Source organism: Lysinibacillus sphaericus, from assembly GCF_001629735.1.
Classification (GTDB): Bacteria; Bacillota; Bacilli; order Bacillales_A; family Planococcaceae; genus Lysinibacillus; species Lysinibacillus pinottii.
Genome location: NZ_CP015224.1, coordinates 3,707,757 through 3,730,604 on the forward strand (window position 1 = coordinate 3,707,757; position 22,848 = coordinate 3,730,604).

The 22,848-nt window shown below is 37.2% G+C and carries 23 protein-coding genes; 6 read left to right on the forward strand and 17 right to left on the reverse strand.

Translation table 11 applies throughout. The annotated features are described in order from the left end of the window. Positions 1-46 precede the first annotated feature (46 nt). Positions 47-748: a 23S rRNA pseudouridine(2604) synthase RluF gene (gene rluF / locus A2J09_RS18310; protein ID WP_012296108.1), complete on the forward strand. Its 702-nt coding sequence runs from the start codon at positions 47-49 to the stop codon at positions 746-748. A 22-nt stretch (positions 749-770) separates the two neighbouring features. Next, a complete protein-coding gene (locus tag A2J09_RS18315) occupies positions 771-1,490 on the forward strand; it encodes a DUF6904 family protein (RefSeq protein ID WP_012296109.1) in 720 nt (239 codons plus the stop codon). A 43-nt stretch (positions 1,491-1,533) separates the two neighbouring features. On the opposite strand, the gene A2J09_RS18320 is transcribed toward A2J09_RS18315, so the two are convergent. The 8 genes from A2J09_RS18320 to A2J09_RS23525 form a co-directional block, all read right to left on the reverse strand. Then, positions 1,534-2,031: a cupin domain-containing protein gene (locus A2J09_RS18320; RefSeq protein ID WP_012296110.1), complete on the reverse strand. Its 498-nt coding sequence runs from the start codon at positions 2,029-2,031 to the stop codon at positions 1,534-1,536. Between the two features lie 114 nt (positions 2,032-2,145). Beyond that, positions 2,146-2,853: an ABC transporter ATP-binding protein gene (locus A2J09_RS18325; RefSeq protein ID WP_012296111.1), complete on the reverse strand. Its 708-nt coding sequence runs from the start codon at positions 2,851-2,853 to the stop codon at positions 2,146-2,148. Beyond that, positions 2,853-3,632, reverse strand: a complete 780-nt coding sequence (locus A2J09_RS18330) for an ABC transporter ATP-binding protein (RefSeq protein ID WP_012296112.1) — start codon at positions 3,630-3,632, stop codon at positions 2,853-2,855. Before A2J09_RS18330 ends, A2J09_RS18325 begins: the two co-directional genes overlap by 1 nt. Next, on the reverse strand, positions 3,632-4,567 hold the full coding sequence (locus A2J09_RS18335; protein ID WP_036162455.1) for a branched-chain amino acid ABC transporter permease: 936 nt from the start codon (positions 4,565-4,567) through the stop codon (positions 3,632-3,634). The genes A2J09_RS18330 and A2J09_RS18335 overlap by 1 nt, the downstream gene beginning before the upstream one ends. 12 nt (positions 4,568-4,579) lie before the next feature. Then, positions 4,580-5,455, reverse strand: a complete 876-nt coding sequence (locus A2J09_RS18340; RefSeq protein ID WP_012296114.1) for a branched-chain amino acid ABC transporter permease — start codon at positions 5,453-5,455, stop codon at positions 4,580-4,582. A gap of 150 nt (positions 5,456-5,605) precedes the next feature. Continuing rightward, positions 5,606-6,826, reverse strand: coding sequence for an ABC transporter substrate-binding protein (locus A2J09_RS18345; protein ID WP_012296115.1), 1,221 nt, complete (start codon positions 6,824-6,826; stop codon positions 5,606-5,608). A 374-nt stretch (positions 6,827-7,200) separates the two neighbouring features. Next, the gene (locus A2J09_RS18350) at positions 7,201-7,803 is read right to left on the reverse strand and encodes an SAM-dependent methyltransferase (RefSeq protein ID WP_012296116.1); all 603 of its coding nucleotides are present in this window, start codon (positions 7,801-7,803) and stop codon (positions 7,201-7,203) included. A gap of 159 nt (positions 7,804-7,962) precedes the next feature. Continuing rightward, on the reverse strand, positions 7,963-8,094 hold the full coding sequence (locus A2J09_RS23525; protein WP_012296117.1) for a response regulator transcription factor: 132 nt from the start codon (positions 8,092-8,094) through the stop codon (positions 7,963-7,965). Between the two features lie 215 nt (positions 8,095-8,309). Here A2J09_RS23525 and A2J09_RS18355 point away from each other — a divergent pair, with 215 nt between their 5' ends. Next, a complete protein-coding gene (locus tag A2J09_RS18355) occupies positions 8,310-8,645 on the forward strand; it encodes a heme oxygenase (RefSeq protein WP_012296118.1) in 336 nt (111 codons plus the stop codon). A gap of 101 nt (positions 8,646-8,746) precedes the next feature. Here the strand turns inward: A2J09_RS18355 and A2J09_RS18360 are convergent, their stop codons facing one another. Further along, positions 8,747-9,766, reverse strand: a complete 1,020-nt coding sequence (locus A2J09_RS18360; protein WP_012296119.1) for a YeiH family protein — start codon at positions 9,764-9,766, stop codon at positions 8,747-8,749. Between the two features lie 113 nt (positions 9,767-9,879). On the opposite strand from A2J09_RS18360, the gene A2J09_RS18365 reads away from it, so the two are divergent. Continuing rightward, a complete protein-coding gene (locus A2J09_RS18365; protein WP_012296120.1) occupies positions 9,880-10,761 on the forward strand; it encodes a LysR family transcriptional regulator in 882 nt (293 codons plus the stop codon). A gap of 15 nt (positions 10,762-10,776) precedes the next feature. On the opposite strand, the gene A2J09_RS18370 is transcribed toward A2J09_RS18365, so the two are convergent. Continuing rightward, the gene (locus A2J09_RS18370; protein WP_012296121.1) at positions 10,777-11,694 is read right to left on the reverse strand and encodes a LysR family transcriptional regulator; all 918 of its coding nucleotides are present in this window, start codon (positions 11,692-11,694) and stop codon (positions 10,777-10,779) included. A 113-nt stretch (positions 11,695-11,807) separates the two neighbouring features. On the opposite strand from A2J09_RS18370, the gene A2J09_RS18375 reads away from it, so the two are divergent. Further along, positions 11,808-12,998 carry a coenzyme F420-0:L-glutamate ligase gene (locus A2J09_RS18375; RefSeq protein WP_012296122.1) on the forward strand — a complete coding sequence of 397 codons (1,191 nt, stop codon included), beginning with the start codon at positions 11,808-11,810 and terminating at the stop codon, positions 12,996-12,998. A 187-nt stretch (positions 12,999-13,185) separates the two neighbouring features. On the opposite strand, the gene A2J09_RS18380 is transcribed toward A2J09_RS18375, so the two are convergent. The 4 genes from A2J09_RS18380 to A2J09_RS18395 form a co-directional block, all read right to left on the reverse strand. Further along, positions 13,186-13,821: an RNA ligase family protein gene (locus A2J09_RS18380; protein WP_012296123.1), complete on the reverse strand. Its 636-nt coding sequence runs from the start codon at positions 13,819-13,821 to the stop codon at positions 13,186-13,188. A 23-nt stretch (positions 13,822-13,844) separates the two neighbouring features. Beyond that, positions 13,845-14,801, reverse strand: a complete 957-nt coding sequence (locus A2J09_RS18385) for an AAA family ATPase (protein WP_036162456.1) — start codon at positions 14,799-14,801, stop codon at positions 13,845-13,847. A gap of 156 nt (positions 14,802-14,957) precedes the next feature. Then, complete coding sequence (locus A2J09_RS18390) at positions 14,958-16,127, reverse strand: M20 metallopeptidase family protein (RefSeq protein ID WP_012296125.1); 1,170 nt, start codon at positions 16,125-16,127, stop codon at positions 14,958-14,960. Positions 16,128-16,158: 31 nt separating this feature from the next. Continuing rightward, the gene (locus A2J09_RS18395; protein ID WP_012296126.1) at positions 16,159-17,571 is read right to left on the reverse strand and encodes a YfcC family protein; all 1,413 of its coding nucleotides are present in this window, start codon (positions 17,569-17,571) and stop codon (positions 16,159-16,161) included. Between the two features lie 579 nt (positions 17,572-18,150). Here A2J09_RS18395 and helD point away from each other — a divergent pair. Beyond that, positions 18,151-20,457: an RNA polymerase recycling motor HelD gene (helD, locus tag A2J09_RS18400; RefSeq protein ID WP_012296128.1), complete on the forward strand. Its 2,307-nt coding sequence runs from the start codon at positions 18,151-18,153 to the stop codon at positions 20,455-20,457. A gap of 118 nt (positions 20,458-20,575) precedes the next feature. Here the strand turns inward: helD and A2J09_RS18405 are convergent, their stop codons facing one another. Genes A2J09_RS18405 through A2J09_RS18415 form a run of 3 tightly spaced genes read right to left on the reverse strand, consistent with a single transcriptional unit; the run spans position 20,576 to position 22,766 of the window. Continuing rightward, positions 20,576-21,331: an amino acid ABC transporter ATP-binding protein gene (locus A2J09_RS18405; RefSeq protein WP_012296129.1), complete on the reverse strand. Its 756-nt coding sequence runs from the start codon at positions 21,329-21,331 to the stop codon at positions 20,576-20,578. A gap of 13 nt (positions 21,332-21,344) precedes the next feature. After that, complete coding sequence (locus tag A2J09_RS18410; protein ID WP_012296130.1) at positions 21,345-22,046, reverse strand: amino acid ABC transporter permease; 702 nt, start codon at positions 22,044-22,046, stop codon at positions 21,345-21,347. A gap of 12 nt (positions 22,047-22,058) precedes the next feature. Further along, positions 22,059-22,766, reverse strand: a complete 708-nt coding sequence (locus A2J09_RS18415; RefSeq protein WP_031416758.1) for an amino acid ABC transporter permease — start codon at positions 22,764-22,766, stop codon at positions 22,059-22,061. Positions 22,767-22,848 lie beyond the last annotated feature (82 nt).

The following is a 22,848-nucleotide window of genomic DNA, read 5'->3' on the forward strand; positions in this document are numbered from 1 at the left end:
AACGTTAAGGTATACTTAAAAATAATATTAGATTTAGGAGAACAATATGCGTATTAATAAATATTTAAGTGAAACAGGCATTATATCTCGTCGCGGCGCTGATAAGTGGATAGCCGAAGGAAAAGTAACAATTAATGGAGAACCTGCGACAGTTGGAAGTCAGGTGCAGGATGGTGACATTGTTTGCATTGACGGAAAAGAGGTAAAAAAAGAACAACAGCTAGTCTATATAGCTCTAAATAAGCCGGTCGGCATTACAAGTACAACCGAACGTCATATAAAAGGGAATGTCGTTGATTTTGTAAATCATCCTTTACGTATTTTTCATATTGGACGTCTTGATAAGGAATCAGAGGGACTATTGTTATTAACCAATGATGGCGACATCGTCAATAAAATTCTACGCGCTGAAAACCACCATGAAAAAGAATATATTGTTCAAGTTGATAAACCTATAACTGAGCAATTTATTAACAAGATGAGCGCGGGCGTAGATATTCTAGATACAACCACATTACCTTGTTATGTTGAAAAGATATCAGACAAGGTTTTTAAAATCATTTTGGAGCAAGGCTTAAATCGTCAAATACGCCGAATGTGTTCAGCTCTTGGCTACTCTGTAAAGCGTCTACAGCGTATTCGTATTATGAATATTAAGCTTGGAAATTTAAAAGTAGGCCAATGGCGAGATTTAACGGATAAAGAACAGACGGAGCTCTTCAAGCTACTGAATTACACACCAAAATAAATATTAGAGGAGGGCGAGGACTATGATTTCCATTCAAAGCACAGAGCAGTTAACAGGAGTACAAATTTGTGGAGACTTCTGGGATTTAGATGAGCTTACTAAAGCTATTTACAAAGTAACTGGTGATGCCAATAAATACTATGATTATCAAGGTCCTCGACTCCGTATTTTAAGCGTTTGCTATAAACTGAGACATGCCATACTTGGGGAACACCAGATAGAGTTTGTAAGTAACGGCCTTAACAAGAACACCCTTATACAACATGAACTGATTTTCCCGACTAAAAACATCTATTTTGCCACAGACATTCTTTGGCCCGAAATTATTTTTAGTGCCATCGCTTTAAACGATTTCATTCATCTACACTTGAAATTAAACAAAGCATCTATTTGGAATCATGAGATAGCGACAATTCGTAAATTTCAAGCAGCTATTGCAGATTGTTTAGAACAGGAAGTTAAAGAAGAGGACTATGTAGTATTTTTAACTATGCTGCAGGCAAAAGGCCCATTAACCTTCCTTTTCGCCACACAGTATGTAGATGTTCTGAATCTAAAATACATCCAATTAAATAAAGAGGAACGTAAAGCTCAGCTTGCTGCATTTGCATTACGCCTACTTGTAGAGGATCATGAATATGTAGCACTCAAATCACATCTAATGCAAGCAGCCATTGCCACTAAACAACCTTTACACGCCATACAAATGCAGCTCAGCTATCCGGAAGAAATCTTATGGTAAATATACACAAAGCCGTCTCACAATGAATGAGACGGCTTATTTTCTATTTAATGGTTGGATAAGCCATTTTTCGAATTACTGCCTCGTGCTGAGGGTAATCTGCTAATAGCTCTTCCTGTGTAAACAATTCGAAATCCTCAAAGTCAAAGCCTGGGGCAACCATACATCCTACTAAACTAAACGTATCTACTTCCTCCACAGATGATCCAAAAATTGTATTTTTAGGCACCGCAATTTGTGGGATCTCTCCTGCTTCTAAGTTCAAGCCAAGCTTCTTCGCTTCATATGTTCCATCTGGAAAAATCATATGGACTGTGAGTGGACTACCGGCATGGTAATACCATAGCTCATCTGACTGCAAGCGATGTAGATGTGAAATGTCTTGTGAGCGAAGTAAGAAATAAATACTCGTATAAATAGGTCTCTGAACATCTCTTACTGCAATATTCTCCTCAGCCCGAAATGAAGAAATATAATAGCCCCCTTCAGGATGTTCGGCTAAATTTAATTGTTTAATAAAATATGGTGCTGAATATTTCAAAAAGCATCACTCCTTTTTTCCACCTTACCAAAAATGAATAGTAAAATGCTACCTTCGATTATTTAATAGGGAGAACATTGAAAAGGGCCCCTCATTGTTGAGACGCCCTCCCCATTATAAACCACCCAAATAAGCAGCCTTTACTTGTTCACTTTCTTGAAGCTCTTTGGCTGAACCAGATAAAACAATGCGTCCTGTTTCGAGCACATACGCACGGTTAGCGACAGACAGTGCCATATTGGCATTCTGCTCAACAAGCAATACTGTTGTCCCCTCTTTATTCACCTGTTCAATAATATTGAAAATATTCTTTACCATTAGCGGTGCGAGCCCCATTGAAGGCTCATCCATTAATAGCAATTTGGGCTTTGCCATTAAAGCACGACCCATTGCAAGCATCTGCTGCTCCCCACCAGATAATGTTCCTGATAGCTGTTTGCGACGCTCCATTAGTCTAGGGAATAATTCGAAAACATGGTCCATATCTTTTTTTATTCCTGCTTTGTCATTACGCAAATAGGCACCAAGCTCTAAGTTTTCTTCTACGGACATATTGGCAAAAACACGACGTCCTTCTGGAACGTGGGAAATCCCCGATTTAACAATGGTTTGGGCTGCTTTCCCTGCAATAGAGAAGCCTTCGTATTCAATGATGCCACCTTTTGGCTTTAATAAACCTGACAATGTTTTTAACAATGTACTTTTCCCAGCACCATTTGCACCGATTAGTGTTACAATTTCACCCTCGTTTACTTCTAAAGAGAGGCCCTTTAATGCTTGAATGTTGCCATAATAAACATCTATATTTTGTACTTTTAGCATTAGCCGATAACCTCCTCACCAAGGTATGCTTCTATTACCTTTGGATTGTTGCGAATTTCTTCTGGTGTCCCGTCAGCAATTAATTGTCCATGATCAAGTACATAAATGCGCTCACATATACCCATTACTAAGCTCATATCGTGCTCAATCAGTAATATGGTTAAGCCAAACTCCTTACGAATAAACGCAATTAATTCCATAAGATCATGCGTTTCCTGCGGATTCATCCCGGCAGCTGGTTCATCCAATAATAAGAGCTTTGGATTTGCCGCTAATGCTCGGGCAATCTCTAATCTCCTCTGCATTCCATATGGTAAATTTTTAGCCAACTCATTCATATAGACATCTAAACCAAAGATTTTTAAAAACTCTATGGATTGAAGCTCCATTTCTGCCTCGCCCTTAAAATGCGTTGGTAAGCGAAAAATTGATGACCACATCGAATGCTTAGCAAGCGAATGATTGGCTACTTTAACATTGTCTAGAACAGATAGTTCTTTAAAGAGACGAATATTTTGGAATGTACGGCTTATTCCCTTTTGCGTTACTTGGTAAGGTGCAAGCCCGTTTAATTTCTGTCCGCCAAATGTGATGGTCCCCTCTGTTGGTGTATATACCCCTGTCAACATATTAAAGCTAGTCGTTTTCCCTGCACCATTAGGTCCGATTAATCCCACTAATTCACCTTGATTGAGGTACATATTAACACCTTGTACGGCCTTTAAACCACCGAATTGAATCCCCATATTTTCCACATTAATAAGAAGGTTTTCAGCCATTATTTTGTACCTCCTTTTTTCCCAAACTTAAATAAATCCGTAATTTCTTTTGTCCCCATTAATCCGGTTGGACGGTAAAGCATCACGATAATTAATACTAAACTGTAAATAATCATACGAGTTTCAGGGAAGTTTGCTAGATACGTCGATACGATTGTTAAGAATACCGCAGCAATTACAGAACCTGAAAGACTTCCTAAGCCCCCAAGTACAACGTAAATTAATATATCAAATGATTTTAAGAAACCGAAAGTCGTCGGTTGAATAATGTAAAAGTTATGGGCAAAAATTGCACCTGCTAGCCCTGCAAAGAAAGATCCAATTGCGAACGCAACAACCTTATAGTAAGTTGTATTGATTCCCATAGCATCTGCTGCAATCTCATCTTCGCGAATAGAAATACATGCACGACCATGACGTGAATTTGTAAAGTTTGAGATTACAAGAATGGTTAATACTACGCCAAAGAATGCATACGTCCAGTTAGATAAATATTTAACTTGCATCCCTGCTGCACCGCCAACATAATCCGTATTTAAGAAAATAATACGAATAATCTCCGCAAATCCTAATGTTGCAATTGCTAGATAATCCCCTTTTAAACGAAGTGTTGGAATACCTACAATAAGACCTGCAACAGCTGCTGCAACCGCCCCTAATAAGATCGCCATTGGGAATGGCAACATGAGCTTTGTCGTAATAATGGCTGATACATACGCACCAACGGCTAGGAACCCAGCATGCCCAATCGAGAATTGACCAGTAACACCAATAACAATATGCAAACTGACAGCCAGCATAATATTAATACACATCGTAATCAGCATATTTTTATAGTACATATCAATGACTTCGGTCATAATCAATAATTGCACAACTGCATAGATGACTAGCGCTAATACGGCATAGCCCCAGAAAACTTTAGACTTTTTCATATAACCGCTCACCTACACTTTCTCACGGGCATTTTTACCAAAGATACCCGATGGTCTGAATATTAAGATCAAAATTAAAATAACGAATGCTGCTGCATCTCTCCATAAAGAGAAGCCAAGAGCACTTACCAAGGATTCCACAACGCCTAATAACATACCACCAACCATAGCGCCAGGAATGATACCAATCCCGCCAAGAACAGCCGCAATAAATGCTTTAACCCCTGGTATAACACCCATTAACGGGTCAATCTTCGTATAATAAACACCGAAGATAACACCGGCTGCGCCAGCTAAAGCGGAACCGATGGCAAATGTTGCCGAGATTGTATTATCAACGTTAATCCCCATTAAGCGTGCTGCATCCGCATCATGAGAAACGGCACGCATTGCTTTCCCGATTTTTGTTTTATGTACGATGAATTGTAAAAGAATCATCAGTACAACAGCAACTGATAAAATTAAAATGGATGTACTACTAATTTGCACGCCCAAAATGTCAAAAGATTTATTTTTGAAAACTTCAGGATATGCTGCTGGTTGAGCGCCTCTGAAGAAAATTGTTGTATATTCAATTAATAAAGATACGCCAATCGCTGTAATTAATGCCGCGATACGTGTTGCATTTCGTAAACGTTTATAGGCAATCCGTTCAATTAAAACACCAAAGATTGCACAAATGAGCATCGCCAATAATAATGCTGGGAAAAAGCCAAGCTCCCATTTAGCAATTGCGTAAAAGCCAATAAATGAACCAATCATGAAAACGTCACCATGAGCAAAGTTAATCAGCTTGATAATACCGTATACCATCGTATACCCTAGCGCTATTAACGCGTAGATACTTCCTAGTGAAATACCATTCACAAGTTGCTGTATCCATTCCATACGCTTTCACTCCTTTGAATTTTCTGAAAAATGAGAAATCTGTACATGCATCGATACTAAAAAGTTATGTTTTATACGGCTATTGTAGTTATATAAAAAAGAAAAAAGGAAGGCGTGTTTACCCGCCTCCCCCTTGCTGCTTACAAAACATTAAGGATTAACTTTAGAGTTGAACACTTGTTTACCGTCTTTAAATTCAAGAACTGTTGCTGTTTTAATTGGGTTATGGTTTTCGTCAACTGAGAAAGTACCTGTTACTAAAGAAAGATCCTTTGTTGCAGCTAATTCATTTTTAATAGCTTCCCCATCCGTAGAGCCTGCACGCTTAATTGCATCAGCAATATAGTAAATAGAGTCATACCCAAGTGCGTTGAACGCATCAGGTGCCTTATCACCATTTGCCGCTTTAAATGCCTTTACAAAGTCTTGAATTTTTTTATCTGGATCTTCCGCAGAATAGTGGTTAGTAATGTACGTATTATTTAATGCATCTTTCCCAGCTAGATCCACTAAAGTTGGTGAATCCCAACCATCAGCACCCATTAAAGGTACATCAATACCCATTTCACGGGCTTGTTTAACAATCAAACCAACCTCTTCATAGTATCCAGGGATAAAGATAAAGTCTGGATTCGCTGCTTTAATATTTGTTAATTGTGTACGGAAGTCTGTATCCTTCGCTACATAAGCTTCTTCCTTCACAATTTTTCCACCACTCTTAGTCATCGTTTCTTTAAAGGACTTTGCTAAACCCTTTGCATAATCAGATGCGTTGTCTGCAAAAATAGCTACATTTTTCGCACTTAGCTCACCTGAAGCAAAGTTAGCTGCCACAATCCCTTGGAAGGGGTCAATAAAGCATGTACGGAATGCATATTCGTTAACGCTGCCATCCTCGTTTACTGTAATATTTGGGGCAGTTCCAGAGCCCGTAACAATCGGGATTTTATTTTGATTAGCAATTTGAACCGTTGCTACTGTATTCCCAGAAGTTGCAGGTGCTAGCATTGCTACTACTTTATCTTGCGTTGCTAGTTTAATAGCTGCGGCTGTGGCCTCAGAGTTTTCTGATTTATTATCTACTTTAATCAGTTCTATCTTCTTACCATCAATACCACCCGCATCATTAATTTCTTTTACAGCCAATTCTGCGCCCAGACCGATTGAAGAACCGTAAGATGCTACATTTCCTGAAAGCTCTAAGTTTGCACCAATTTTAATTGTATCGCCATCAGATGAGCCACCGCCTGATGATGAGCCACCACCTGAACTTGAGTCGTCTCCGTTACCACAACCAGCAAGTACACCAGCAAGTAATGAAGATGCTACTAAAAGTGAACCGAACTTCTTAAGCTTTTTACTCTCTTTCATAATTAAATTCCCCCTGAAAATTTCTAAAATATTAGATATTTCTGATAATTATAAACAAATACATTCATTTCCTCAATAGCAAAAATAATTATTTATAACTAGCTAAAATGACAGAACAATATTATTCATTTATGACTTTTACATTGTAAAACATTCTTTATATTTAGTCTAGAGTGATTTTTCAGTATAATTAGTTATTTGCGAATTATCTTTTAATTCAAGCCATCGTGTAGTACAAAACTATCATATGCTATCATTTTTTTAAGATAAGAATTAATCCGAACATATTTGTTATTTTTAGTTCTTGATAAATTATTTCCCTGAAAATAAGTCTGTAAAAACAGGAAAAAGCATAGAGACGGTTGCCCATTACTCTATGCTTTCTTTAATTCGAACACACAAAGACGTTCATTAATATTTGTTTCATTTTCTAAATGCACTTCATGAAGCAATTCAAATGGTGTTCCCTGATGTAAAAACTGTAAATAATCATAGGGTGGATAGTATAAAATGATATGAATATCTCGCATTCGTTGCTCATAGGATTGCCAAATGTTCTGAATAACTGTGCGGAAAATGTGAATAGAAAAGGGATTAAAAAAGAAAAATACATTATCACGCGGCTTTATTTCATACGCCTCTGCTATCGTATGAAGAAATGTAACGGGTGCATGTGAACGATTTTTTTGAAGATAGCTTCGTTTATTATCTTCTGCCTCTGCATAAAATCCAGCATCCATCTCTATTCCGATCGTTGGAATATGGAATTGATGATGAACATAAATGGGTACCCTTCCTTTTCCACAGCCCATATCAATAAACACTGGGTTGTCAGGCATTTCGTATATAGCAAATAATTGTTCAAGCCCATTGTAAGGTGTTGGTTCATAACGATGATAGTGGGCAAGCTTTGGGAAACCATATTGTTCTCCCACGGTCTTAATATGCAAATATTTATCAAACTGTTGTTCATTCATATGAAAGGACTCCTAAGAACAGAATGCTTTATTTTAGCACGAGAAAAAGCAAAACCCATACCCAAAAGTTTGGATATGGTCATTTTTTTAACGGCCTCTCCATTTAAATCTATACCCATAGGCACTCAATCTTATCGGGGCGTTGCATAGGCCCGCCACTTAGACCTCCCATTGATCCATTGGCTTCTTTGTTAAACGGTCTTGTGTTACAACATAGCCGACCTTTTTTAAATAAACGTTTAACACCTGGCTAATTGCATATTCGTCTTCTATTACTAATATATGCACCATTTTTGTTCACCTCGATACTACTAGCTCTTATAATTAGTATAGCACCGGATTATGTCAGTTAAATGTCAGCATCTATGAAGAAGTTTACTTACGATGAAAATATAAAGAGGACTTCTATTGACAATGTCTTCCTAAGCCACTTATCATTGATTGCGAATGATAATCAGTGATAATTCATTCAAAAACCTAGTAAATGAAAATAAGGGGGGAAAAGCATGATTATTGTTACAAATCGCATTCAAGTGAAACCAGGTTTTGCAGCAAGAATGGCTCCAAACTTTACAAAACCAGGTCCTTTACAACAATTTGAAGGCTTCCATAAAGTAGAGGTATTAATTTCAACGGATGATCCTACTTATGACGAAATGAGTGTTAATATGTATTGGGAATCCAAGGAGCATTTCCAGGCATGGCGCAATAGCGATGCCTTTGCTGCAGCCCATCACCGTCCAAGTTCAGGCTCTGAAGGGGAAAAAACGGATAGCCCGATTATCGGCAGCAAAATAGTAGTTGCTGAATTAGCATCTTCCATTGAAGCTTTACGTTCATAATCACACTAAATATTTATACATGATCTTCTGATTCTATCTAAAAAGCCCTGCATGCTGACATACGATGCAGGGTCTTTTTCATGAAGATAGTTTGTACAACATCATAATAAGAAAATAACAAGTATATAGCCTAATATAGATAGACAAACTGAGCCAATTAAACCAGCAACAAATGCCTTTACTCCAAGCTCCTTAAAGGTTTTAATCTCAACATTTAATCCAAGACCAGCCATCGCCATAGCAATTAAGATATAGGCAATATTTACAAGGGCTTGCGCCACATTAGCTGGTATAATACCTAATGAATTAATTGCACTCATTGCTAAGAATCCTAATATAAACCAAGGTATGATTGACAATGAAAATGTTTTTTTCTCTTCTCCTTTAGCCGTTCTTCGATAGAAAATGCCGATTATAATGGCAACTGGAACTAGCAGTGCGACACGAGTTAACTTTACAATGACCGCTATATCAATAGCTTCATTTCCACCAGCAGATGCCGCAGCAATAACATGAGCTATTTCATGTAAGGTACCACCCGCGAAAATGCCATACTCTGTTGGCGTTAAGTTCATAACAGAATAAAGTACTGTATAAACAAGTGTAAATACGGTTCCCAATAGCGCAACAATGGCTGCCCCCACAGCAGTTTCTTTTTCATTTGCTTTAATTTGAGGTGCGATTGCCACGACAGCTGCAGCTCCACAAATGGCAGTGCCGCAAGCCGTTAGTATCCCTAGCTTTTGATCTACGTGAAATATTTTTGTTAGACCATACACTACGATTAATGCAAATAATAAATTAATGACTGCAATGAAAAAAACATTTGCTCCAGCGTGATAAATATCAGCTAAATTTAAACGCATCCCCAATAAAATAATGCCGAATCGTAATAGCTTCTTACTGGAAAATGCAATTCCCACTTGCCAGGAATCCTGTACTTTAAATGCTGCTCGCCAAGCCATCCCTAATATAATAGCAATGACCAATTGTCCTAATATTGAAAAGAAAGGAAAAGTAGCAATATATTTAGCAACTAAGGCAAGAAGGAGTGTTAGTAATATTCCCTTCAGAAAGTTTGATTGAAGTGCGTATTTCCCTTTGTTCTGTCCATTAACCATGATGTTCACTTCTTTCTCCTTTGTTGAGTACTACTTTATTAAAAAGTACACTATTAGTAAAATACATATATATAATTGTTACTATTAAAATTTCTAATTATAGAGGTGTAAATATGCAATATGAGGCTTTAAAAACGTTCATCACACTGGTAGAGGTCAATAATTTTACAAAAGCATCAGCAATACTTCATATTTCACAGCCAAGTGTCAGCTTACACATTAAAAACCTTGAGCAGGAATTACAAACTACTTTATTTATTCGATCGCCAAAATCTGTACAAATTACACCAACTGGTGAAATTCTCTATAAACGGGCTAAGCAGATTATGGCGATAACTGAGGCTGCTAAGGAAGACATTGCAGCCTATCATCAAGAAGTACAAGGGACACTCGTCATAGGTGCCAGTTTTACTATAGGAGAATACATACTGCCTCCTATTATCGCTAGCTTGCAACAACGCTTCCCACAACTTGAGCTTCAAATTATTATTGGTAATACGAAAGAAATCATTCAATATACAAAATTATTGCAAGTTGATATTGGCCTGATAGAAGGACAGGCTCATGACAATGAACTTTTAATAAAGCCATTTATGCAGGATGAGTTATTTATTGTCAGTGCTAGCAATCATCCTCTAACAAAGCAACAGCCCATTACTGCAGACAATCTTCAACAGCAAAGCTGGGTTGCGCGTGAGGAAGGCTCTGGCACGCGTTATTATTTAGATCATTTATTTAGAGCCAATGGTTTACAGATTCAATCATTGTTAACTATTAGTAGTAATCAGGGAGTTAAAGAAAGCGTTATGCAAGGACTTGGGCTTTCCTTACTGTCTGCGTGTGTCATTGAGCGTGAGTTAAAAAATGGCGATATGTCGATTCTGACCCTTGAAGAACAGCATTTTATGCGGACATTTTCTTATCTTTGTTCGCCAACTATGAAAAATAAGCGGAATGTTGATATATTAATTGAGGTATTATCAAAAAAAGCTTAGTGACGCTTCCCGTCGCTAAGCTTTTTTGATGCTTCTTCTAGTATTAAAACGTTTATGTTCAATGATTTCGACAAATTTGGTCGCCGCTCTAGAAAGGGGTACTGTCTTTAAAAAGCACATCCCTATACTCCTGGGTGGAATATTTCCATTTAAAGATAATTCGTATAGAAGTCCTCTGTGTAGATAATCCTTCGAAAACTCCTTTGTAACACATGCGATTCCTAAATTACTACGGGCAAATTCTAATACAAGATCATGTGAACCTAACTCAAACTCAGGTTCAATATGGACCCCTCGTGATAATAAAAAATCCTCTACATATTTTCGTGAATTCGATTTTTTCTCTAGGAAAATAAGCGGGAATTTTAACAGATCCTCATAGCTTAAACTTTTAGAAGCCAGTGTCTTATATTTCTCGCCACAGACAAAAATATCTTGAATATCCGTACATACCGTTAACTGTAATGTCGAGTCCTCTATGGGAAAATTACAAAAACCAATGTCCACCTCACCCGATTTAATAAAATTGCAAATTTCGGTGGTAGTACCATTTAACATTTCCAACTTAATATTCGGGTACATCGTATGGAATGCTTCTAAATAAGGCATAAGGAAAAAACGTGAAATCGTATCTCCTACGCCAATCTTTAGTTGCCCGGTTGTTAAATTTTTAAATTCTAATAACTTTTCTTCACCCGCATCTAAAAGTCCTAAAGCCGAATTCGTATATTCAAATAGCAGACTGCCCTCTGTTGTCAAAGTTACACCCTTAGGCGTTCGATTAAAAAGACGTGTACCCAGCTCTTTTTCCAGTTGCATCATAGCTTGGCTAACAGCAGGCTGAGTCATATATAAAACCTTGGCTGCTCTTGAAAAGCTATTATTTTTAGCTACAACACTAAAAACACGGTATAAATCTAATTTCCCTATCATATAAGCACCCCTTATAGCTAGTATATGAACTATTAATTTTACTTATATCATGAGTGAGGCGTATAGTAAAATCATATGGATTTTACATCAAAGTTAAATGAGGAGAGATTAAGTTGGAACGTGTAATCGGTACAGTTGTAAGAGGTCTTCGTGGTCCTATTATTAACGAAGGCGATCATATTGAACAAATTGTTGTAGATACGGTGTTAAATGCTGCGAAAATAGAGGGTTACACTATTGAAGATCGAGATATTGTGACCGTAACTGAGTCAGTAGTAGCACGTGCACAAGGGAACTACGCAACAATTGATGATATCGCTGTGGACGTAGCAGCGAAATTCGGCAATGATACTGTAGGAGTTATTTTCCCTATTTTAAGTCGAAATCGTTTTGCTAACTGCTTACGAGGTATTGCTAAAGGCGTTAAAAAGGTTGTCTTAATGCTTAGCTACCCATCTGATGAAGTTGGCAATCATCTTGTCGATATCGATGAGTTAGATGTAAAAGGCATTAATCCTTGGACAGATACATTAAATGAAGTGGAATTCCGTGAGCATTTCGGCTTTAAAAAGCACACATTTACTGGTGTAGATTATATTGAATACTATAAAGAGTTAATTGAAGCAGAAGGGGCTACATGTGAGGTCATCTTCTCCAATAATCCAAAAACCATTTTAGACTATACAAAGAGTGTCCTAACATGTGATATTCACTCACGTTTCCGCACAAAGCGCATTTTAACAGCAAACGGTGCTGAAAAAGTTTATAGCCTTGATAATATTTTAGCTGAATCCATCAATGGTTCTGGTTTCAATGCTGAATATGGTCTACTTGGCTCTAACAAGGCTACAGAAGATAGTATTAAGTTGTTCCCACATACTTGCCAGCCGATTGTTGACGGTATCCAAGCTAAAATCAAAGAAGCTACAGGAAAAACTGTAGAAGTTATGATTTACGGAGATGGTGCATTCAAAGATCCTGTGGGTAAGATTTGGGAGTTAGCAGATCCTGTTGTTTCTCCAGCCTTCACAGCCGGATTAAACGGAACTCCTAACGAGGTTAAATTAAAATATTTAGCAGACAATGACTTTGCTGATCTTCGAGGAGAAGAGTTAAAAGCTGCTATTTCTGAATATATTCAAAATAAAGATGAAGATTTAACAGGTCAAATGGCTGCACAAGGAACAACACCTCGCCGCTTAACTGACCTTATCGGCTCCCTATCTGATTTAACATCAGGTTCAGGAGACAAAGGAACGCCTATGATTTACATTCAAGGCTATTTCGATAATTACACTAAATAATACAAAAGAACTCTCGTACTAGTGACGAGAGTTCTTTTTTGGATGGAGGATGACAGGGATCGAACCTGTAATCCCTAGATGAAAGGGATATGCAGCCTAGCAACTTCCTCATAATATACTATGGTTGATTGATTCTATGAAGTATTACATTTTTCTCAGTCCTTTTCATAAATGAATGAAATTACTTTTATTTTAAACGGTTAGGTATTACTTTTTCTTGTAGCCAGTGTTCACTTGTTTGAACATGGTGAGGTCTCACAAATTTGCCCAAATTATACTGAAAATCATCATAATGAAAGGATTCGGCATTTCGAATGACATACCCCTCTTGTTCACCATCAAACATTGATTTCCCAGTAAACATTCGTTTTATTTTATTCTCGTCGAAAATCCCTCTGTATAAAACAGGCACCGTTTCAACACCTAATTTTTCCGCAAAGGCAACCGTCTCATCCCAACTTAAACAAATATTATCTTCATTCCAAATACTAAATAAATAAAAATAACTTGTTAGTGCCTGATAATATATAGAATGCTTAGCATACATATTTTCTCCACATAGTCGCCAACTATCTGGGATCTGATAAGAAAAACTAGCATGGAATGTTTTAACCCAATGTCTAGAAGGATGGTTAGCTGAATGGATGCTTCTAGCATGCATATAGTCCTTGTACAGCGTTGTTCCTTCTCCATCTAGCTTTTCAGTGACAACAACCTCTTTCCCAATAAAATGATTCACATTTTTAGCAACCTTGTCATCATGGGTATAGCCTCTGCTCCATGGTAAATGAAAGCTTCTTGGGTATTTCATTAATTTCGTCATATTTACACTCCTTTCTCTATTGTTTATTTCGCAAACTGGTCAGCCTCACGGAAAAAGTAAAGCCTTGTTAATAAATCCCCATCTAATAAATGATATATTTCACTTCCCCCTCTATCGCCACCATACTGGATTAGCATATGAAATTGAACTAAATAGACGACCTTTAATACAAAATCCACTTCAAAGCCCAATTCTAATAAAAAATGACAAACGATTTGTGCTGATACGTTTTCATGACCATAATAGCCATACCGTTGTTGCAGCGGCTTATATTTTTTACAAAATGGTTTACCAACATCATGGAATAATGCTGCTATTTGTAATGCCAGCTTATCACTTTCCGAATAGTATTCATTGATATAGGAAAAGACAAAATAAGTATGCTGACATAATAGAAATTGGTGATGTGGATTTTCTTGATTGAATTGATAAATCTCTTTAAAAAGTGGAATTACTCGAAGTGTTTGAAAAAGCTCCTCATAATTGGGCTCACGTTGAATAAGCGAAATAAATTGTTGTCGGGAAATTGCATAGGGGCTTGATTCATGTACGATATGCACTTCATCAAATCCTTCTCCCACCGTCGGAAATTCTAAATGCTTGCTCATTTTCTCCATCACCACTAACGGTACATTTCTCTTTCGTTGTTGGTTTCTAGCTACACATATGGAGTAGGGGGTGTCAAAATAATAGCATTCCTTCCTAACCGAGGTTGGCAATTTACCTAGTGCAAATATCCTCCGTTCCCGTTCAATATTGGTAGCATCTACAATGACCGTATAACCCTTTGCCACAAGGTCATTAAGACGCTCATATAGTGTACGAAAAACCTGACGTGATTTCTGTTTTGTTGCGTCACCAAATAGCTCCTGACGTATAGCATCACTCGAAAGGACAACGGCATTTTCTTTTTTTGCTAGCTGCTTCACAAATGTGCTTTTTCCACTTCCAGGTAATCCAACTGTGAAAATTACCTTCATCTCTTTTTCACCTCCCTTCAAGTTTCTATATCGTATAAGATAAACAATCCTTTAGTGCTTTTCAATACATCCTTATAAGCATTTTAAAAGGCATGAGTCATGTACTATACCGCACTCATGCCTTTTAAACAAATTATTTTTAGCTTACTTTTCCCTTTATGGACATAGTGTTCGTGCAATATTTTCAAAGTAACGAACACCATACATAAGAGCTTCTTCATCAATTTTAAAACGAGGATGGTGTAATGGGTACGCATCTCCAAACTCTACGTTATGTACCCCTATAAATTGCATCGATGAAGGAACAACTTCTGAAAAATCGGCGAAATCCTCTGTTCCAAACATTGGTCCAGGTAATTCCTTCACACCTGTATCTCCAACTATTTCTCCAGCTATACGGCGGGATAATGCTGTTAATTCTGTATCATTTGTTACAGAGGGACACCCTAGCTCCCATGTAATTTCAACCTTTGCACCATGCATAGAAGCGATACTTGTAGCGATCTTTTCTAAATGTTTTCGCGCATCTACACGAATCGTAGGATCTAGTGAACGAATCGTTCCACCTAGCTCTGCTGTATCTGCAATAATATTTAATGCCGTTCCACAATGAAATTTTGCCACCGTTAAAACAGGCGCATGTGTACTCGGTACTTTACGTGACACAATGGTTTGCAGAGCTACAACTATTTCAGAACCAATAAGTAAAGGATCTATAGCAACCTCAGGTGTAGAAGCATGGCCACCCCTACCGTAGATTTTAATTTCAAAATCATCTGCTGCTGCAGTAAATTTACCGTCTTTCATAGCAAATTGTCCTACCTCATAATCAGGGCTCACATGTAGTGCAAAGGCATAATCGACATGTTCTACAATTCCTAGGGCTACTAGTTGAGCAGCTCCTCCAGGCGTCACCTCTTCAGCATGCTGAAAAACAAAACGAATTTCTCCACAAAAATCAGTCCCACGCTCAGCCAATGCTTTTGCTGCACCAAGGAGCATCGCTGGATGGGCATCATGGCCACACGCATGCATGACTCCCGGATTGGTTGATTTAAAAAATAAATCCGTTTCTTCTTCAATCGGCAATGCATCAATATCAGCTCGTAGTAAAATGGTATGCCCCTTATTATCCTTTTTCGTACCCTTTAAAAATGCACAGACACTCGTCTCTGTTAAACGCTTCACCTCTAAATGTGGAAACGTTACTAGTTGATTATAAATATATTGGGCTGTCCCATGCTCCTGATGTGATAATTCTGGATACATATGCAAATGACGACGCCATTTAATTACTTGTTGTTTTAAATCCACTGCTTCTATCAATCTAATCACTCCTACTATATAATTTATATGATTAAAATGGTCCATAGTTTATGAGATGTGCAATAACTAATAAGATAATTGCTAAGCTTGTCTGTATAAGGAAATAAGGAAATACCCATCTGACCCATTTTGAAAATGGGATACCCGCTATTGCTAATCCTGCTAATAAAACCCCACTCGTTGGAATAACCATATTGGAAATACCATCACCAAATTGGAAAGCCAGTACAGCTGTCTGCCTAGTTACACCAATTAAGTCTGCTAAAGGTGTCATGATTGGCATTGTTAACGCCGCTTGTCCACTTCCAGAAGGCACTAAGAAATTCAAGCAGAGCTGAAGTAAAAACATCCCTACTGCATTTATAGAAGCTGGTAGAACACTTACTGCATTAGAAACAAAATGCAGAATAGTATCAATTAACCCTCCATTCGTCGTAATCACTAAAATGGTTTGGGCAAATCCGATGATTAAAGCCCCTTCTACCATATCTCGGGCGCCAGTAATAAATCCTTCAGCCATTTTATTCGGTCCAATCTTACATATAATAGACATAATAATACTGCTTAGTAGAAAAATTCCGCCAATTTCACTTATATACCATTGGAATTTTATTACCCCTACAATTAGTGCAACAAAATTACCTAGTAGTACGAATAATGCTAGTAAATGTCGTGTACTTATCTTAAAGTCCAAATCTATTTTTATACTTTCCTCCGGATTAAACTTGCCATAAATCCCTTGGGATGGATCAACTTTTACTTTTTTTGCATGTTTATATATAAAAAGGACTGTCAACATATAAAATACAACAAACACGACTATTCGATAGGACATCCCTGAATACATCGGAAGCTCGGCAATCGTTTGAGCAACACCAATGTTAAAAGGGTTTGTAATGCCCGATGTAAAGCCTGTTGCTAGTGTACCGAGCATGACAATCGCAAAACCTGTCATCGCATCCATCCCTAGCGCCATCGTTAAAGGGATAATAATGGCTATATATACAAGCGTATCCTCCGCAGAGCCAATTAATGTTCCTAAACTTGCAAATATTAATACGAGAATAGGGATTAATACGTACTCTTTCTTCCCAAACTTAGAAGCCATTACTTTAATAAACGAATCAATAGCACCAGTTTTTTGCATGATCCCTAAAGCTCCACCAAATAAAAAGACGAACAAAATAATAGGAGCCCCTTCAAGCATCCCCAAATGCACACTATTAAATATTTCTAGAAAACCAACGGGATTTGAGCTTATATATTGAAAGGACTCAGGATCAACAACCATTCTCCCATTACTCTCAACTCTTTCATACTGTCCTGCCGGTAAAATATAGGTCAATAACGACATAACCAAAATAATAATAAACATTAATACAAATGCATTAATTCCCTTTATACGTGGTTCATCTTCTTTTTTTTCTTGATGCAGGTTTACCATAACTGTCTCCCCCTACTATTTATTATTCTTTGAACCGAGACATAGACAACGTAGCAATTAAGCAAGGGTTTATACACCCATCATTTTCCGTTTAACGGAAACATGTTCCGAATAACGGAAACTTTATACACAAGAATAAAAAATAGAATACAAAATGTCAATATATTTTGATAATTCAAATAAATATATTTTGATGAATAGGAAACATAATTAATAATCATTTCTTTAAAAGGAGGAATAATTGGGGACTTTTCTACATATAAAAAAGACTGCTCCACCTTTTCGTAGAGCAGTCTATGCATATCAATATTTTATCAACTTATACCATTATTGTATCACAAATTTACAAAAATTACTAGACTATACTTCTTACTGAAGTAGATGTATGATAAATTTCCTGATTCAATCACCATACCAAATCTCCTTGAGATAATTACATTGGAAGACTTTTCTATTTATTCAAAGAATCAGTGTTCAACCATTGAAAAGGAATCACAATTACCTACATCCCACCATCTATATAGGTAAGGGTTCATGCCGAACGAAAATAAAAACTATGGAAAGGAATGTGAGTAAACGTTGGAAAATCAAAATGAATGGATTGAAGAAAAGCAGCACCTTGAGCATTGTTTAACTATCATTGATGACAAAATGAAGGAATTACTGCTTAAAGAAAAAGGGTTTAAAGAAAATGCTGTCTCCATCAAAAAAACTTTCTGGAACGATGTCAGAGTCAATTTAGATACTGCTGAGGATGTTGATGAAACCTTTTTTGCCATTAAGCAACAAGTAGAGCTTCTTTCAGATTCAGAACTTGCACAGCAAAGGGCGATTCGAAATGCGAAGGTTTATGAACGTTTACAGCAGTCACCCTATTTTGCACGAATTGATTTTTTACAAAGCGAGCATTCTGAACCTCTAAAAATTTATATAGGTGTTGCCACACTTTTGGATGAGCTAGATGAAAACATCATCATTTATGACTGGCGTGCACCCATTTCTAGTATGTATTATGATTGCACACCTGGTGAGGCTTCCTACGAAACTACGACGGAAAACATTCACGGAGAGATGCTACTTAAACGGCAATTTATTATTAAAAACGGACAGCTACAATCGATGTTTAATACAGGTCTTACCATTGGTGATGACTTATTGCTTGATATCCTTGCACAAAATGCAAACGAGCATATTCGCAGTATCGTTGCAACTATTCAAGCCGAACAAAATAAAATTATTCGCCATATCCACTCACGTTACCTCATAGTAGAGGGTGTTGCAGGAAGTGGTAAAACGGCCGTTGCTCTCCAACGGGTTGCTTATTTATTATACCGATATCGTAATGAAATGACGGCAGATCAAATTCTACTGATTACACCTAATCAGCTTTTTAATCAATATGTTCACACTGTGTTACCTGATTTAGGTGAAGATAATATGCAACAACTAACATTTATTGAGTATGCTGAAAAGCGTTTAGGTCGTCAATTCCAATTAGAATATCCTTATGAGCAACTGGAAGATCTTTTAACAGAAAAAGATGAGGCACAATATTTAACAAAATTAAATAGTATATCTTTTAAAGCCAGCCTGACTTACAAACAATTGATCGACCAATATGTAAGCTATTTGTCAAACAAAGGCTTATTATTTAAAAATATTGTTTTTCGTGGGGAACGAATTATTACTGCACAGGAAATTACGGAATACTTTTATTCTTTCCCATCCTCCATGTCGATACCAAATCGCCTACAATTAGTGAAGGAATGGTTATTACAGCAATTAACCAAAATTGAAAGAACTGAACGTATGAAGGATTGGGTAGAAGAAGCTACTGAGCTATTAGACAAGGAAGACTACTCCAAGTCTTACAGTGAGCTCTTATATGAGGGACGCTATACAGAAAACTCATTTGATGATTTTGATCATGAACGCAAAAAATTAGCGAGACAAATTGTAAAAAAGCATTTTAAACCATTACGAAACTCTGTCAATCAATTAAGATTCGTCCATATATTAGGTACCTATCGTCAACTCTTTGATATGTCTAATACTCTCTATCAAGAATTTCAGCGGCTTGTGCCAGACAATTGGGAGGACATCTGCCAAAACACTCTTCCTAATTTAGCAAAACGATGGATTTCTTATGAAGATGCAGCTCCATTTTTATATTTACAGGATAAAATTGAAGGACAGCAGACAAATACGACCATTCGCCATGTATTAATTGATGAAGCACAAGATTATTCACCATTCCAACTAACTGTCTTACAGCAGTTATTCCCTAAAGCTCGTATGACCATTTTAGGCGACGGACATCAAACCATTCATCCGCATACCTTTGATAATCCTTCTCTGCTCGACCCTCAATTATATGGTGAGCATGCAGAAAAGATGATTTTAACAAAAAGCTATCGTTCGACAAAGCAAATCATTCAGCTCACGGCTAAAATTTTAAATGATGGTAGTGAAGTAGAGGCCTTTAACCGAAATGGGCTAGAACCTACGATTACAATTTTGCCAAATGAATTGGAGTTAAACCAACAGATTATCCAGAGCATTAACACGCTAGCTCATAAATTTGAAACAATTGCTGTTATTTGTAAAACCGCAGCGGAATGTTCTGCGGTTTTTGAACAATTAAGCAATCACGTTGATATTCAGCTCATTACTCACAATACTAAGCAATTTAAAAAAGGGATATTATTACTCCCTGCCTATATGGCAAAGGGGATTGAATTTGATGCAGTTCTTATCTATAATGCATCCGCCGCCAACTATTCACGTGAAACAGAGCGTAATTATTTCTATACAGCCTGCACAAGAGCTATGCATGAGCTGCACATTTATTCTATTAACAAATTAACGTACTTCCTTCAATCATAGAAAGGTGTTTCATTATTGCTGAATAAACGAAGGGATTTCCATTCAGGTCTATATCTCCCGCTCTCAACCATCTCTTTGAGCATACATTGGAGCTGAGTCTGAATGGAAATTATCCTCGTTATATATAGAACGTATAGTCTTCTGGAATGACACGTTTTAAAAATCTCTTCGTCCGTTCCTCTTTCGGGCTAACAAAAATATCATGAGGGCTACCTTCCTCTACGACAACGCCTCCGTCCATGAAAATCACACGATTTGCTACATCTTTTGCAAAACCCATTTCATGCGTCACCACAAGCATTGTTGTCCCCTCAGCTGCAATATTTTTCATGACCTGTAGGACCTCACCGACTAATTCAGGGTCAAGTGCAGACGTTGGTTCATCGAATAAAATAATATCCGGATTCAACGCTACCGCCCGCGCAATCCCTACCCGTTGTTGCTGACCTCCGGATAACTGACTTGGATATGCGTCATATTTTTCAGATAAGCCTACTTTATCAAGAGCCTTTTTGCCAATTTCTACTGCCTCTGCCTTAGGAACTTTCCGTCCAATAATTAGTCCCTCTGTGACATTTTCTAATGCTGTTTTATTCGTGAAAAGATTATAATTTTGGAAAACAAATGCTACACGCTGGCGAATTGCATGTACGTCTTTTTTCTTTACATGTTGAAAATCCACTTCAATGTCTCCAAATGTCGCATGTCCTTGATCTGCTTTCTCTAAAAAATTGATACAACGTAATAATGTTGTTTTTCCTGAGCCACTAGGACCTAGAATAACGACTACATCACCTTGATCAATAGCTAAATCTACACCCTTTAGAATTTCATTTTCACCAAATGATTTATGAATATTTTTAATTTCTAACATGCTCATTCACCCCTTAGGCATTTGCCGCTTTATATTTGCTTAAATATTTTTCATATCGCTTGAACAAGTATTCGACGGTGCTACATAAAATTAAATACACAATAAAGATATCAAGATAGGCTTCCACGTAATTGTAGCCGACATTTGCAGCAACCTTTGCCTTCAGTGTGATTTCAGGTAAAGACATTGCGTACCCTAAGGAAGTTGCTTTAATCAAATTGACTGTCGCTGTACATATATTCGGTAGCGCAACAACTAATGCTTGAGGAATAATGATTCGGGTATACGCTTGGAATGTTGTCAAACCTATTGAATATGCTGCCTCCAGTTGTCCCTTTTCAATGGTACTTAACGCAGAACGAAATACTTCTATTAATATGGCTGTTGAACTAAATGCGAACACGATAAATGCATACCAGATTGGATTGATTTTATATATATCATACGTAATATGATATTTTTCAAAAATAACTTTTAGCATAAGCGGAATACTACTATAAATAATAAAAATTTGTATAATAATAGGTGTTCCTCTCACAAAAGATACATAAATTTTTGCTATATGATGTATAACTGGAATTTTATTTATCCTTGTTAACGCCAGCAAAAATCCTAGTGGCAGAGCAATGAGCAAAGCTACAACTGTGACAAGGAGTGCGATGGGAACACCTGATAATGCAACAAAAAATGTTTCAAATAAAAATTGATAATTCATGGTTACGCCTCCTTACGTTGTTTCTAAGGTCTTTTTACCCCTACCAAATACCTTTTCTAATATAGAAAATATTTTTTCAATAATAATAGATAGTACCCAATAAATAATAGCCAAGGCAATATAAATCTCTAAGGCATGAGCATTAATATTACTAGCTATAATTAAATTGGCCTTCCCCACAATATCAATTAATCCGATTGTATAGGCCAAGGCACCTTCCTGTAATAAAGCAATCATGCCATTTCCAAAGTTCGGTAATGCAACGACAAGCGCCTGTGGGAAAATGATTCTTCGGTAAGCTTGTATAGGTGTTAACCCTACACTAACAGCTGCTTCAAACTGCCCTTTTGGAATGGCTAAATAAGCCGATCGCATCACCTCTGACATAATTGCTGCAAATTGTAATGTGAATGTTACTACCACGAAAATAGCCGTTTCAATGGAATGGAGATTGAGACCAAAGTTTTCAGCTAATGCTGGTACACCATAATAAACAAGGAATAATAAAACAATGGATGGTGTACATCGCATAATTGTTGTATACAGGTTCGCTAATTTTCGTAATAGCTTAACAGAAGAGAGCTTAGCGGCTGCTAGTAATAAGCCAAATATTGTGCCTAAGACAATAGAGGACCCTGCAACTAAAAACGTGATTTTTAAAAACGGTAATAAGACGGGGATCGCGCTCCAAATATAGGTCGCGTCAAAGTATTTATCCATTTCCTCACCAACTTTTTTTTTATGAATAAAGACTGCTGAGCGTGCCAGCCTCAACAGCCTTAATAATGGTCAATATGCATTA